Origin of the sequence: Asanoa ferruginea, assembly GCF_003387075.1 — a bacterium.
GTDB classification, from domain to species: Bacteria; Actinomycetota; Actinomycetes; order Mycobacteriales; family Micromonosporaceae; genus Asanoa; species Asanoa ferruginea.
In genome coordinates this window covers 5,716,270-5,729,736 of sequence record NZ_QUMQ01000001.1, presented here as the reverse complement: position 1 = coordinate 5,729,736, position 13,467 = coordinate 5,716,270, and the positions used below count along the sequence as shown (strand labels likewise).

Sequence of the window (13,467 nt, the reverse complement as noted above, 5' to 3'; positions counted from 1 at the left end):
CCCCTTTGTTTGGATCTAAATTTAGGCAGCAATCTAGGCCGGACGTGAAGGGGCCGTCAAGACCCTTCGATATGAGGTGGTGCGCCCCGAAAGGACCACTTTCGACAGTGCGCCCCGCATGCGGAAACGGGCTCGCTGACCTGCCGCCTTCCGGCGCGGTCAGCGAGCCCGTCGTGATGGCCCGATCAGCAGTCGGCTAATCGCCGTCGTACACCCGGAGGTGCGAACCCGTCTGCGGGTCGGTGATGTAGCGCCGCTTGGCGTTTTTGGAGATCTTTTCCCGGACCGCTTCGGCCAGGTCTATGTTCGTCATGGTCGCCAGACCCAGCACATAGATCACGACGTCGGCAAGCTCTTCGGAGAGACTCTCACTCTTCGTGCGCCATGCCTCGAACGCCTCGGCCAGTTCGCCTTGGATATAACAGAACTCGGTCGGAACGTCGCTCTTGTCGAAACCCTTCGCGACTTTGTTCTCCCACACGAGCTTCTGGGCATCGGCAATGTTCACGAGTGTTCCGGCTCGCTGTTTTCCGCAAACCACTGGTTGAGGCTGTCCAGCGACGCCTTACACGTGCGCTGCACAAACATCGCCTCGGTATTGACCATCGGGATCTCGGGAACATGGATCGGAATATCCAGGAACTCGCAGAGCTTTTCCCAACCGTCCGCAGGGGTCCAGACAAGCAATCGGTCACTCGGGACGGTCTGCCGGACCTCGTCGTTATACGCCAGCATTGCCTTTGCGACCGCCGCGGAGTCGAAGGCTTCCTCGCTCGATGCCAGCAGGCCGCTCTTCTGCCACATCGCCATCATCAGCTCGCGGTATTGGGCCCACTCCGGCACGACCCGCGCCCGCGCCGTCGACAGATCACGCATAAGTGTGTCGCCGAACAGCGCACTCCAGATGGTGCTCTTGATGCTGGCGGCCCACGAGTCGGCGTCGCGCGTGCTGAGGATCACCTTCGCGTCGGGATAGGCAACCATCAGTTCTCGCCAATAGAACGACCCGGGCCAGTCGACCGAGGCCGCATAGCCGCGAAAGACCTCCGACCACTCAGGTCGCCCTTCGAAGGCGTCGACCCAGTATTTGACTTGTCCGAGATCTTCCCAGACCCGCGTCATGTGATAGCACTGCCCGACGCCCGAGGTCTCCAGGAAGACCCGCTGAGCAAGGGTCGCGGTTCGCGGCAGCCCGGCACCTATCACCTTCATTTTCGACTCTCCTTTTCGATCATTTCCAGTGCTGTGCGAATCGGCCGGGCGGCAACCGCCTCAGACCGCGATCGGAGCCCGAATCGCCGGCTCGGGGTCGTAGCCACTGATCACGATGTCGTCGAAGGTGAACGCGTCTATCGATCGGCACCGTGGGGACAGCCGGAGCGTCGGCAACGGGCGTGGCCGCCGCTCGAGCTGAAGTCTTGCCTGCTCAACATGGTTGAGGTAGAGATGGACATCCCCGAACGAGTAGACGAGCTCGCCCGGCTGGAGGTCGCAGACCTGCGCGATCATCGACAGGAGCAGCGCATTCGATGCGATGTCGAACGGCACTCCCAGGAACAGGTCGCCGGAGCGCTGATAGACCTGGCACGACAAGACGCCGTCGAGCACATAGAACTGAACGAGCACGGGACAGGGCGGCAGGGCCATCTTCGGGAGGTCGGCCACATTCCAGGCGCTGACGACGTGCCTGCGCGAACCGGGATCGTGCTTGATGGAATCAATCACCGACAGGATCTGGTCGACTCCCGCACCATCGGGCGTGCCCCAGCTTCGCCACTGGTGCCCATAAATCGGCCCGAGCTCGCCGTCGGCATCCGCCCAGTCGTCCCAGATATAAACGTCGTGTTCTTGCAGCCACTTGACGTTGGTCTCGCCACGCAGGAACCAGAGAAGTTCCATGACGATGGCTTTCATGTTGAGCTTCTTGGTGGTGACGGCCGGGAAACCGTCGCGCAGGTCGAAGCGCATTTGATACCCGAAGACGCTCAGCGTGCCGGTGCCTGTGCGGTCGGATTTCCGCGCACCATTGTCCAGCACGTGTTGCAGAAGCTCGAGGTACTGCTTCATTCAATGCCTTCCGGTTCGAACACGCAACGACATGCCTCCCAGGGGGTAAGCGGCCACGCTAGCAGCTCCCCCTTAGCGGCGACAGCGGGCCGGACTCAGCACCTTCGATCTCGACATTGTGCATGCCGCCGGGGAGTTGTGGGGGGCGCGCACCCCGATCCTGGGTGTCGCAACGGCACCGAAGGCGGCACGTTGAATGACGGAAGCCGAGGTCAGCGCCTATGTGGCCGCCGACATCGACGGTCCGAAACGTCCGTTATCCTGTTCGCGGATGACAGAAATCCGCGCCACCGCTGGCGGCCCGGCGCATCGCTAGTTAGGGTTTGACCGGACGGCGGCGACGTCCTTAAGGTCCTCCGACATGGACACCCGCGACGAGCCCGGAACAGGACGCAGCTTGCTGCTCACTCCCGGCCCATCGCGGTTGCTCATCGCGGTCTCTTTGCTGGGCAGCGTGGGGCTTGGGCTCTATCAAGCCGGCAGTGTTGTCTACTTCGTGAAATACGTTGGGCTGACAACGACCCAGGTGGGCCTGGGCCTGTCCGTCGCCGGCCTGATCGGTCTGTTCTGCGGATTGCCGATCGGGCATCTCGTCGACCGGTTCGGTCCGCGACGCATCGCGATCGTGCTCGCGTGCGCGAAGGCCGCGACGCTGCTGGGTGCCCTGGCGGCCGAAAACTTCTGGCATTTCCTGCCGATCGTGATGCTGCTCAGCATCGCCGAGTCGGGCCTGGTCGTGTCCAACGAGGCCGTCATCGCCGGCCTGGTCTCGGGTCTGGCCAGGGTGCGACTGGCGGCCTGGCTCAGGTCGGCCTTCAACGTGGGCCTCGCCGCCGGTTCGATGCTCGCCGGTCTCGCGCTCGCCGTCGGCACCACCACTGCCTATCGCGGCTTGATCGGCTCTTATGTGGTCATCTCATTGCTGGTCGGATGGCTCTACGCGCGGCTGCCCGCGGTCGCAACGGCCGAGCACGCCGGACGGCGCTCCTGGATACGAGCGCTCGCCGGACTGCGCGATCGTCCTTATCTGGTGATGGCGCAGGTGCTGTGCCTATCGCAACTCGGTGACATCGTGCTGACCGTCGGACTGCCGCTCTGGGTTGTCTCGTTCACCCATGCGCCCACCTCATTCGCGGCCTGGCTCGGCACGATCAATACGGTTCTGGTGGCACTCCTACAGGTGCGCCTGGCGCGCTTCGCCGAAACGGTGGCCGCCTCGGTGCGGGCTCAATACTGGGCACTCGGTCTGATGGCGATTTGTTGTGTGCTGGCCGGGGCCGCTTCATCGGTAGCCACCTGGTCGGCCGTGGCACTCCTGGTCACCGCGGTCATCGCGCTTACCATCGGGGAGATGCTCGGGCAGAGCGCCCGTTGGCAACTTCGCTTCTCCTTCGCCGCGGCGGATGCCCAGGGTGCCTACGGAGCGGCCTTCCGGCTGGGCCTGATAGTCCCGTTCGCGCTCGGCCCGCTGCTGGTTACGGCGCTCATCAGCAACCTGCGCTTCGGCGGATGGCTGATTCTGGCGGCGATCTTCGTCGCCGGCATGGCGGCGAGCCGTTTCGCGATCGCCTGGGCGGAGAGCACCCGACCGCCGGAAGCGGAACGCGCGTCCGCGGCGGAGGTCGCCCGATGACGCGACTGGTCGTCGTTTACGACAAGGGCGCGGCGACCCCGGTAGAGGTGGGAGCCGGGCTCGGCGATCTCGGCGAGGTGGTCTTCGCCCTACCACCATCACCCTTCAACGACCGGCTGCTTCCGCTGGTCCGCGAACTCGGCGAGGTGCTCCCGCTGCCACCCGAGCGGGCCGGCGCCCAGGGTTCGGTGGAGGCGGTGCGGCGGCTGCGGCCCACCGCGGTGCTGACCTTCAGCGAGTCGCGCCTGCGGCTGACGGCGACGCTCACCGAAGCCCTCGGCCTGCCCGGGCACAGTGTGGACACCGCCAACGCGCTGACCGACAAGCGCCTGCAGCGCGCACGGCTGCGGGAGGCGGGGCTCACCGTCCGGAGCTCTCCGATCTCCGGTGCGGCGACCGGCCCCGGCTCCTGGGCCGACGCGCTCGCGGAGGTCGGGCTGCCAGCGGTCCTGAAACCCGCACGTGGGGAGGGCAGCCGCACCACCCACCTGGTCACCTCGGCCGCACCGCACCCGGACGCCGGGCCGGGAATGGTGCTGGAAGAATATCTGCCCGGTCGCGAGATGGCCGGGCACGGCGACTACGTCTCGGTGGAGAGTGTGGTCGCCCGCGGTGAGATCACCCATGTGGCGATCACCGGCAAGCACGCGCTCCTGCCACCGTTCCGCGAACAGGGCGACTTCTGGCCGGCACTGCTGGAGCCCGGCGAGGAGCAGCTGATCCAGCGGATGGCCGCGCGGGCGTTGCGGGCGCTGGGCGTCGACACGGGAGTGACGCACATCGAGATCAAGCTCACCCCGGCCGGCCCGCGAATCATCGAGGTCAACGGGCGGCAGGCGGGCTATCTCAACGGCTTCGCCAAGCAGGTGAGCAACGTCGACGTCGTGCGGCTCGCGGGCCTGGTGTCGCTCGGTGAGCGTCCCGACGTCGCACCGGTATCGGTCGCATCCGGCGTGGTCTTCCAGTTCTTCAACCCGGCGCCCACGTTCGCCTGCCGCATGCTTTCCGTGACCGGCACCCGTGACCTGCGCGCGCTGCCCGGCGTCACCGGATACCGGCGGCTGATTCATCCGGGCACCGAGATCGCCGGCGGCGTCATGACGAATCCGCTCGACGTCCTCTACGGATCCGCCCCCGATCACCTGGCCATGCTGCACCTGATCGAGCGGGCCGGAAAGCTGCTCGCCTTCACCTTCGGCCTTCCCTCCGGCGAGAGGATCGAGGTTAGTCCGGGCGAGATCGATGAAAGGACGGGGCATTGACCGCGCCATCAGCCGCTGGGCACCGGCGTTCGCTCGTCGACGCGTTCGAGGAGGTCGCCCGGCGTCATCCGGAGCGAACCGCGCTGTCGGACGGCCAGCGGAAGCTCTCCTACGCCGACCTGGCCCGCGCGTCGAGCCACGTCGCGGCGGCCATTGCCGCTCACGGGGTCGGGCGCGCCGGCTATGTCGGCATCCTCGTCGACCGGACCGTCACCACACCCGTGGCGATCCTCGGTGTGCTGAAATCGGGGGCCGCCTACGTTCCTCTTGACCCGACCTATCCAGCCGAGCGACTCAGCTACCTGGTCGCGGACTCGGCCGTGAAACTCGTGGTCGGCCGCCGGTCCGAGGTCGTCTCTTGTGGACTGACCGGCCTCGCGGTCGTGGATCCCGACGATCTCGACGCGCGGACCGGTCCGACGGCCGCGATCAGCGGGGACGATCCTGCCTACGTCATCTACACGTCTGGATCGACGGGCCAACCCAAAGGCTGTGTGGTGTCGCACGGCAACGTTCTGGCGCTCCTCGACAGCACGCTGCCGTTGTTCGATCTCAGCCCGGCCGACCGGTGGGCGATCTTTCACTCGCACAGTTTCGACTTCTCCGTGTGGGAGCTGTGGGGCGCGCTGTTGACCGGTGCGGCGGCAGCGTGCGTCCCACTCGAGGTGGCCCGGTCGCCCGAAGACTTCCTGGCCTTCCTCGACGCTGAGCAGATCTCCGTACTCAACCAGGTGCCGTCCGCCTTCCGCGGCTTGGTCCGCGCGCAACACGGAGATCTGCCGCCGCCCGCCTCGCTGAGGTATGTGATCTTCGGAGGCGAGCGGGTCGACGTGGCCGCGGTGCGGGACTTCATCGCGCGGCACAGCCAGATCCACCCAACGATGGTGAATATGTACGGCATCACCGAGATCACGGTCCACGCCACGTTCAAGGAACTGCGGGCCACCGACCTGCACGACGAGCAGGTGTCACCGATCGGCCGGGAGCTGCCCCACCTGCGCATCCAGATCAGGAGCGAGAGTGGCCAGCCGTTGCCGGACGGTGAGATCGGTGAGATGTGGATCGCCGGTTCCGGCGTTGCCTCGGGCTATCTCAACCGGCCGGAGTTGACCCAGGAGCGATTCCCCGAGGTCGACGGTGAGCGTTACTACCGCTCCGGCGATCTGGGACGGCGGCGCCCCGATGGCGAACTGGAGTATCTGGGTCGCAACGACGAGCAGGTCAAGCTGCGGGGGTTCCGCATCGAGCTGGCGGAGATCGACGCGGTGTTGCGCTCCCACGACGACGTGCGCGACGCGGCCGTGGCGGTCGTCGATCGGGCGTCCGTCGGTCAGGTCATCGCGGCGTTCGTCGTCGCCCGGCCCGGCACGCAGCCCGCCGACCTCCTCAAGTCGGTCCGGCGCCACGCCGCGGCGAAACTTCCCGCCCACATGGTGCCGTCCCGCTACCGGTTGGTGGACGCGCTGCCGCTGACCGCCTCGGGCAAGCTCGACCGCAACCGTCTTTCCGACCACAAGCAGGGAAGTGAGTAGTTCCGCATGGAGATGATGTCGGTAACCACGCCTCAGGAACGACTCGGTGGGATCTGGGAAGCGTTGCTGGAGGCGGAGGTTCAGCCGGACGACGATTTCTTCGACCTGGGCGGAGATTCGTTGTTGGTGGTCGAGCTGGTCACCCGGGCCCGGCAGGCCGGCCTACAGATCAAGGTCGGCGACGTTTTCGACAACCCGGTGCTCCGCGACCTGGCCGCCGCCGTCGGCCTGCCGGGCGCCGAAGACCAGCAGGCGCGGCCGGTCGCGCCCAGGGCGCTCTCGACCGAGCAGGTATGGACGTCATACCTCAGCCCGTGGAGCGGCCAGGCGCCGCCGTGCCTGGTTCCGTTCCGCGAGCAGGGCGACGGCGACCCGCTCTTCGTGCTCCCCTCGGGCGCCGGAAACATCCGGTTCATTACGGAAGCCAGTGCTTGGGGTGCCGGCCGGCCCGTCTACGGGTTCGAGGCACCCGGCTACCGGGGCGAGGTGCGGCCCTTGGCGTCGGTTCCCGACTATGCGGACCGTTATCTGCCAGAGCTCGTCGCGCGGCAGCCGCAGGGTCCCTACCGGCTGGCCGGCCTCTGCCTCGGTGGCGTCATAGCGCTCGAGATGGCCCGGCGGCTGCGGCAGCGGGGTCAGGAGGTCGCGTTCGTCGCGCTGGTGAACGCGCCCTCGATGGACCCCTTCATCGACCGCGGCTGGGGCATCGACGAGATCTTCGACTATCGCCTCCGCACCGTGCAGGAGCGGTTCGGCATGAGCGAAGGCGATGACGTCGAGAAGTTCTTCGACGTGATGCTGGAGCAGCGGTGGATCGAGCCAGACATGGCGCCCGCCGATTTCCTCCGGCTCCAGATGCTCTGGTCGTTCCTCGCGTTCGCGCAGACCCAACACGAGCTTCGCCCGTACGACGGCCGCGTGATCATGTTTGAAGACCCTGCGGCGGCCGATGCCGTCGCCCGCAACTGGCAGCCGCTCCTGCCCAACCTGGAGACCCACTGGATCTCGGGCGGAACCGACTATCTGGCGGCGATCGCCGCCAACCCCGTCGTTGCGCAAACCCTGCGGGATGAGATGGGCGCCTAACTCCGTCAAGGCGCTAGGTTCGTGCGGTGACCGTGCACCGGCTGTCCGCGCGCGACGCGCGACGCATCGCCGTGCGGGCGCAACTCCTCGACCGCAACCGGCCCGAGTCGATGCACGATGTCGTGCGGCACCTGACCTTCCTGCAAGCCGACCTCACCGCAGCGGTCGCGCCCAACGCCGATCTCGTGCTGTGGAGCCGGCTCGGTTCCGATTACGACCCGGCCGAGCTGGTCGACGCCCTCGACCGCCACCGGCTCGTCGAGCTGCTCGGCATGATCCGGCCCCGGGAAGACATCGCCCTCTACCGGGCGGAGATGGCCGAGTGGACCGGGCCCGACGACCCCGACGACTGGCGGCAGCTACGCAAGGAGTGGGTACGCGTCAATGACGCGTACCGCCGCGACATCCTGGCGAGGCTCGACATCGACGGGCCACTGCCGCAGTCGGCCCTGCCCAACACGTGCGCGGTCCCGTGGAGTTCGTCGGGGTGGAACAACGACCGCAACCGCGCCATGATGCTGCTGGCGATGGCGCGGCGCGGCGAGATCGCCGTGGCGGGCCGCGACGGCCGGGAGCAACTCTGGGATCTGGCGACCCGGATCTACCCCGACGACGTCACGCCCGCCGGCGAGGCACAGCTGATCCGCGCCGCCCGGCGGCTGCGTGCTCTGGGCATCGCCCGGGCGCGGGCCAACGACCTCGGCGAGGCCGGCGAGCCCGCGGTCGTCGAGGGCCTCCGCGGCACCTGGCGGGTCGATCCGGCCCAGCTCGACCAGCCGTTCGCCGGCCGGGCGGCGCTGCTCTCGCCGCTCGACCGGCTGGTCTTCGACCGCAAGCGGATGACCGACCTGTTCGCGTTCGACTACACGCTGGAGATGTATAAGCCCGCCGCCAAGCGCCGCTGGGGCTATTTCGCGCTGCCGATCCTCTACGGCGACCGCCTGGTCGGCAAGCTCGACGCGACCGCCGACCGCAAGGCCCGGGTGCTGCGGGTCGACGCGATCCACCGCGACGTGCCGTTCACGGCCGCGATGACCCGGGCCGTCGACGCCGAGATCCGCGACCTGGCCCACTGGCTGCGGCTGGCCCTCGACGTTCCTGGCTAGTGCGCCTGTGCTCAGCCGGTGAAGGCATCCCAGTCCGGAGCTGGATCGGTGCCACGCAGGAACGTGACGATCAGCGGATTGACGAGTTCTGGGCGCTCGAGCGGGAGGGTGTGCGTGCCCGGTAGCACCGCCAGGCGTGCCTCGGGCAGCGCGGCGACGACGGCCAGCGAGTGTTCGACGGTGACCTCGTCGCGGTCGCCTTGCAGCACCAGGGTCGGTGCCGTGATGCCGGCCAATGTGTCCAGTGGGATCTCGGGCTCGGTGGCGATCATGTGCATCATCTTGGCGTGCACGACCGGGAAGTGGTCGGGACCGTCCGGCGAAACAGGGTCGTAGGCCCGGCGCAGGAACGTGATCGCCTCGGGCGAGTTGAGGTAGGCCACCAGTTCTTCGCCGGCGACCCGGCCGGAGGAGTTGTAGTACTGGCCGATCAGCACCATCCGTGCCACCAGGTCCGGACGGCGCCGGGCCACCAGCAGCGCGACCACCGCCCCATCGCTCCACCCGACGAGGTGAGCCGGCGCGCCGACTTCCTGCTCCAGATAGGCGACCATGTCGTCGGCCATCACCGAGTAACTCACCGGACCCTCGACATCCGGCGTGTGTGCGTGCCCGCGGCGCTCGGGGACATGGACCCGGTAGCCGGCCTCGACGAGCGCCGGGACCTGAGCGAAGAACGAGGACGCACCGACGAAACCGCCGTGCAGCAGGACGAGCGGATCGCCCTCACCGGATACCTCGTGCCACGTGCGCAGCCCGACCACCTCGACATAGCCCGTCATGCCGTCACCGTATCCAGGGCCGCAGCTTCTCCGGGTTGCGGATCACCCAGATGTGCCTGATCCGGTCGCCCGCGACCTCGAACGCGAACACCGTGACCGTGACGCCGGCCTGTTGTGCCACCACGCCGGGCTGGCCGTTGACCGTGCGTTCCAGGAACGTCATGTCGCTGGGCGTCCGCTGTGCGATCCCGACCCAGGCCCGCGCGATCTCCTCGGCGCCGACGATCGGGTCCACGAAGGTGACGGCCAGGCCGCCGCCGTCGCCGGTCGCGGTGGCGTCGGGGTCGAGCAGGCCGACGAGGGCGTCGATGTCCTGGGCCTCCCAGGCCTTCTTGAAAGCCTTGACGGTGGCGGCCTGCCGGGCGGCCGGGGTCGTGGGAGCCGCCGCGGCGCGGGTCTTCCGGCGGGCCGACGAGGCCAGTTGGCGGCAGGCCGCCGGCGTGCGACCGACGACGTCAGCGACTTCGGCGAAGGAGTAGCCGAAGACGTCGTGGAGGATGAACGCGACCCGCTCGGCCGGGGTCATCGACTCGAGCACCACGAGGAACGCCATGCCGACCGACTCGTCGAGGGTGACCCGGTCGGCCGGGTCGACGATGGTGCTGTCGGGCAGCGGTTCGGGGATCCAGTCGCCCACGTAGCTCTCCCGTCTGACCCGCGCCGAGCCGAGCACGTTGAGGCAGATGCGGCTGGCGACCGTGGTCAGCCAGGCGCCGGGCGACTCGATGGCCGCCCGGTCCTGCGGTGTCAGGGCATACCAGCGGGCATAGGCCTCCTGCACCGCGTCTTCCGCCTCGGACAGCGAGCCCAACAGCCGGTAGGCGATGTTGATCAACTGCCGTCGCTCACTGATCACCGCACCCATGTCGCCACCCCCTCACCTTGTTCGACAAGACAGCGGACCGAAACGTGAGGCCTGACATTTCGCGGCGCCGGATTGTCGAACCACCATGACATCTTTCACCGAGCCGGCGTCCGCCGAGCGTCTGGAGCGGGCAGCCGCCGCCTTGACCGCCCACAACTTCGCCGTCGAGATCCTCGACGACGTCGCCGCCGCGCGCGCCCGCGTCAAAGAGCTGGTTCCCGAGGGTGCCAGTGTGTTCACCGGGGCCAGTGAGACGCTGCGCCGGTCGGGCATCGAGGAGGACATCGCGAGCAGCGGGCGCTACGACCCGGTCAAGGGCCGCACGGTGGCCATGGACCGCGCCACCACCGCCCGCGACATCTGGGCGATGATCTCCAGCCCCGACGTGATCCTGGGCAGCGTCCACGCGGTCACCGAGACCGGCTCCCTCGTCGCGGGCTCGGCCAGCGGCGGCCAACTACCCGGCTACGCCGGCGGTGCCGGCCACGCGATCTGGATCGTCGGTGCGCAGAAGGTGGTGCCCGACCTGAGCACCGCCCTGCGCCGCCTCGAGGAACACTGCCTCCCGCTGGAAAACGGCCGGGCGATGGAGGTGTACGGCCAGCCGAGCGCGCTCAACCGCATCCTCATCCTCAACGCCGAACCCCAACCGGGTCGCGGCACCGTCCTGCTCCTGCGCGAAGCCATCGGATTCTGAGTGGTTACGGCGTCAGTGGCAGCGTGGCGCGGATGTCGCCCAGGCCGCGGGCGACCAGCAACGTGCCGCCGGTCAGCGTCGCCCAGCCAGCGCCGTCCCAGCGGCGCCAGAGGCGGGTGTCGCAGTCCACCGTGACCGGCACCGACTCACCCGGCGCCGCCTCCGCCGCGGCCCAGCCCACCAGCCGCACCGGCTGGTCCGGTTCGGACGGTGCGAAGTAGACCTGCACCACCTCGCGGCTGGGCCTCGTTCCGGTGTTGGTCACGGTGACCGAGACGCTCGGGTGCGACCAGCGGGCGTCGCTGTAGGACCAGGTCGCGTAGCCGAGCCCGTGCCCGAACCAGAACGCCGGCGCGGGTGCCCGGCCCGCGTGGTGGCCCCGGTAGCCGATGAAGGTGCCCTCGGTGTAGGGCAGCTTGCCGTCGACCGGGGTCACCGACCAGGCCGGGCTCGCGCCGTCGGCGGCCGGGAACGTGGTGACCAGCCGGCCCGCCGGCTCGATGGCGCCGGTCAGCGCCGCCGCCACGGCGTGCCCGCCCTCCTGGCCGGGCAGGCCGGCCCAGAGGATCGCGTCGACCTGCTCGCGCCAGGGCATCAGCACCGGTGTCGCCGCGTTCACCACGACCACGGTCCGCGCTGCCGCACCGGCGACGGCGAAGACCAGGTCGTCCTGCCGGCCGGGCAGCCGCAGGGTGTGCTTGTCGACCGCTTCGGTCTCCTGCTCCTCGGTGAGGCCGACGACGACCACCGCCACGTCGGCCGCGGCCGCGGCGGCCACCGCGTCGGCGATCACCTCGTCGGGGTCGCGGGGCGCCGGGCGGGCCACGATGCCGAACCGGCCCACGCTGCCCATCGGGCCCGACGGGTCGAGGGTGACCACGCCTTCCAGCAGGTCGCCGGCCACGACCGGCACGCGGCTGGTCGCGACCGGCGGTGCCAGGACCTCGACGCCGAAGCCGCCTGGGGGCACCACCAGGTCGTACGCCACATCGAGTGCACCCACCCGCAACCGCCACGAGCCCGCGCCGATCGCGCCCACCTCGATCTCGCCGCCCACGGCGAACCGGGCCTGCACCGAGATCGTGGCGATCTGGCCGGCCAGCCCGTCGTCGAAGCCCGCCACGATCGACGACCCGCTGGCCACCCGCTCGTCGAGCACCGCGCCGTCGGCGCCGCGGATGGTGAACCGGAGATCGGGCAGGAAACCGGCCCGCGCCGGCACCGGCCGCGACCGCACCTCCACCCCGTCGGTCACCGTCGCGCCGGTCAACGCGTCGGCGACGCTGACCTGGTAGGGCGGGTTGACCTGGGCCGAGCCGCCGCCCATGCAGATGGTCTCGACCGCGTGCCGGCCGATCAGCGCGACCCGCGCGTCACCGGCCAGCGGCAGCACCTCGTCGCGGTTGGTCAGCACGGTCATCCCGGCCGCCGCCAGCCGCGTCAACTGCTCCCGCCGGGCCGGACTGTCGGGCGCCGGCAGGGCCGCAGGCCTGGTGCGGAGCGAGCCGAGCGCACCGACCCGGTCGGCGAGCCGGAGCAGCCGGGCCACATGATCGTCGACGACCGACGAGGTGACCTCGCCGGCCTCGACGGCGGCCACCAGCGCGTCACCCCACGGACCGTCAGGGCCGGGCATCACCAGGTCGAGCCCGCCGTTGGCGGCCGGCGCGGCGCTCTTGGTGGCGAACCAGTCGGAGACGACCAGCCCCGGGTAGGCCCACTCCCCCTTGAGGATGCCGTTGACGACGTGGTCCTGCTCGGTCGCCGGCACGCCGTTGACGTCGTTGTAGGCGGCCATCACCGACCAGGCGTCCGCCTCCGCGACGGCGATCTCGAACGGCAGCAGGTAGAGCTCGCGCAGCGTGGCCTCGTCGACGACGCTGTCGACAGTGGTGCGGTCGGTCTCCGACTCGTTGGCGATCAGGTGCTTGAGACAGGCGCCGACGCCGCTGTCCTGCATGCCGCGGACGTAGGCGGCGGCCAGCTTGCCGGTCAACAACGGATCTTCGGAGTAGGCCTCGAAGAGCCGCCCGCCAAGCGGCGACCGGTGCAGGTTGATCGTCGGACCGAGGACCACGTGGATGCCTTGCGCCATCGCCTCCTCGGCGAGCAGCCGACCGACCTCGTAGGCGGTGTCCGCGCTCCAGGCCGACGCGAGGAGGGTGGCGTTGGGCAGCAGCGCCACCACCGGGCCGCCGGCGAAGGTGAGCCCGCGTACCCCCGTCGGTCCGTCGGACATTCGCACCTCGCCCAGGCCGACGGCCGGCTCCGGCGCGAGCGTGAACACGCTGGCACCCGTCAGCAGCCGCACTTTCGCGGGCAGGTCGAGCGATTCCGCGAGCTTCCGGTAGTCCATCAGGCCAAACCTCCGAAGCCGGAACGGGTCTTGAAAGGATTCAATCGCCGTCTCGCCAGAGTAGAAGGACAACGGTCAATG

12 protein-coding genes are annotated in these 13,467 nt (G+C 68.9%); 6 read left to right on the top strand and 6 right to left on the bottom strand.

Going from position 1 to position 13,467, the window contains the following annotated elements; all coding sequences use genetic code 11:
• Positions 1-196 precede the first annotated feature (196 nt).
• From DFJ67_RS26835 to DFJ67_RS26825, 3 genes are read right to left on the bottom strand one after another with little or no spacing between them, the layout of a single operon-like run.
• Positions 197-508, bottom strand: a complete 312-nt coding sequence (locus DFJ67_RS26835; protein ID WP_116070565.1) for a MazG-like family protein — start codon at positions 506-508, stop codon at positions 197-199.
• Positions 505-1,212, bottom strand: coding sequence for a sulfotransferase family protein (locus tag DFJ67_RS26830; protein WP_116070564.1), 708 nt, complete (start codon positions 1,210-1,212; stop codon positions 505-507). The genes DFJ67_RS26835 and DFJ67_RS26830 overlap by 4 nt, the downstream gene beginning before the upstream one ends.
• A gap of 60 nt (positions 1,213-1,272) precedes the next feature.
• Complete coding sequence (locus tag DFJ67_RS26825; protein ID WP_116070563.1) at positions 1,273-2,067, bottom strand: thymidylate synthase; 795 nt, start codon at positions 2,065-2,067, stop codon at positions 1,273-1,275.
• 361 nt (positions 2,068-2,428) lie between these two features.
• Here DFJ67_RS26825 and DFJ67_RS26820 point away from each other — a divergent pair, with 361 nt between their 5' ends.
• Genes DFJ67_RS26820 through DFJ67_RS26800 form a run of 5 tightly spaced genes read left to right on the top strand, consistent with a single transcriptional unit; the run spans position 2,429 to position 8,686 of the window.
• Positions 2,429-3,700: an MFS transporter gene (locus DFJ67_RS26820; RefSeq protein ID WP_116070562.1), complete on the top strand. Its 1,272-nt coding sequence runs from the start codon at positions 2,429-2,431 to the stop codon at positions 3,698-3,700.
• Complete coding sequence (locus DFJ67_RS26815; RefSeq protein ID WP_239096975.1) at positions 3,697-4,962, top strand: ATP-grasp domain-containing protein; 1,266 nt, start codon at positions 3,697-3,699, stop codon at positions 4,960-4,962. The genes DFJ67_RS26820 and DFJ67_RS26815 overlap by 4 nt, the downstream gene beginning before the upstream one ends.
• Positions 4,959-6,494, top strand: a complete 1,536-nt coding sequence (locus DFJ67_RS26810; protein WP_116070561.1) for an amino acid adenylation domain-containing protein — start codon at positions 4,959-4,961, stop codon at positions 6,492-6,494. Before DFJ67_RS26815 ends, DFJ67_RS26810 begins: the two co-directional genes overlap by 4 nt.
• Positions 6,495-6,500: 6 nt before the next feature.
• Positions 6,501-7,580 carry a thioesterase domain-containing protein gene (locus DFJ67_RS26805; RefSeq protein ID WP_116070560.1) on the top strand — a complete coding sequence of 360 codons (1,080 nt, stop codon included), beginning with the start codon at positions 6,501-6,503 and terminating at the stop codon, positions 7,578-7,580.
• Positions 7,581-7,606: 26 nt separating this feature from the next.
• Positions 7,607-8,686, top strand: coding sequence for a DNA glycosylase AlkZ-like family protein (locus tag DFJ67_RS26800; RefSeq protein ID WP_116070559.1), 1,080 nt, complete (start codon positions 7,607-7,609; stop codon positions 8,684-8,686).
• A gap of 11 nt (positions 8,687-8,697) precedes the next feature.
• Here DFJ67_RS26800 and DFJ67_RS26795 read toward each other — a convergent pair whose 3' ends face one another.
• Positions 8,698-9,468 (bottom strand): alpha/beta fold hydrolase, encoded by a 771-nt coding sequence (locus DFJ67_RS26795; protein ID WP_116070558.1) that lies wholly within the window; start codon positions 9,466-9,468, stop codon positions 8,698-8,700.
• A 4-nt stretch (positions 9,469-9,472) separates the two neighbouring features.
• Positions 9,473-10,333, bottom strand: a complete 861-nt coding sequence (gene sigJ / locus DFJ67_RS26790) for an RNA polymerase sigma factor SigJ (protein WP_116070557.1) — start codon at positions 10,331-10,333, stop codon at positions 9,473-9,475.
• A gap of 85 nt (positions 10,334-10,418) precedes the next feature.
• Here sigJ and DFJ67_RS26785 point away from each other — a divergent pair, with 85 nt between their 5' ends.
• Complete coding sequence (locus DFJ67_RS26785) at positions 10,419-11,030, top strand: LUD domain-containing protein (RefSeq protein ID WP_116070556.1); 612 nt, start codon at positions 10,419-10,421, stop codon at positions 11,028-11,030.
• A gap of 4 nt (positions 11,031-11,034) precedes the next feature.
• On the opposite strand, the gene DFJ67_RS26780 is transcribed toward DFJ67_RS26785, so the two are convergent.
• The gene (locus DFJ67_RS26780) at positions 11,035-13,386 is read right to left on the bottom strand and encodes a glycoside hydrolase family 3 protein (RefSeq protein WP_116070555.1); all 2,352 of its coding nucleotides are present in this window, start codon (positions 13,384-13,386) and stop codon (positions 11,035-11,037) included.
• Positions 13,387-13,467: the final 81 nt, after the last annotated feature.

What these genes read in the sequence shown, in the direction of transcription:
- DFJ67_RS26785 (WP_116070556.1), top strand. Translation starts at nt 10,419, where the DNA reads ATGACATCTTTCACCGAGCCGGCGTCCGCCGAGCGTCTGGAGCGGGCA.
- DFJ67_RS26780 (WP_116070555.1), bottom strand. Translation starts at nt 13,386, where the DNA reads ATGGACTACCGGAAGCTCGCGGAATCGCTCGACCTGCCCGCGAAAGTG.
- DFJ67_RS26795 (WP_116070558.1), bottom strand. Translation starts at nt 9,468, where the DNA reads ATGACGGGCTATGTCGAGGTGGTCGGGCTGCGCACGTGGCACGAGGTA.
- sigJ (WP_116070557.1), bottom strand. Translation starts at nt 10,333, where the DNA reads ATGGGTGCGGTGATCAGTGAGCGACGGCAGTTGATCAACATCGCCTAC.
- DFJ67_RS26825 (WP_116070563.1), bottom strand. Translation starts at nt 2,067, where the DNA reads ATGAAGCAGTACCTCGAGCTTCTGCAACACGTGCTGGACAATGGTGCG.
- DFJ67_RS26820 (WP_116070562.1), top strand. Translation starts at nt 2,429, where the DNA reads ATGGACACCCGCGACGAGCCCGGAACAGGACGCAGCTTGCTGCTCACT.
- DFJ67_RS26830 (WP_116070564.1), bottom strand. Translation starts at nt 1,212, where the DNA reads ATGAAGGTGATAGGTGCCGGGCTGCCGCGAACCGCGACCCTTGCTCAG.
- DFJ67_RS26805 (WP_116070560.1), top strand. Translation starts at nt 6,501, where the DNA reads ATGGAGATGATGTCGGTAACCACGCCTCAGGAACGACTCGGTGGGATC.
- DFJ67_RS26815 (WP_239096975.1), top strand. Translation starts at nt 3,697, where the DNA reads ATGACGCGACTGGTCGTCGTTTACGACAAGGGCGCGGCGACCCCGGTA.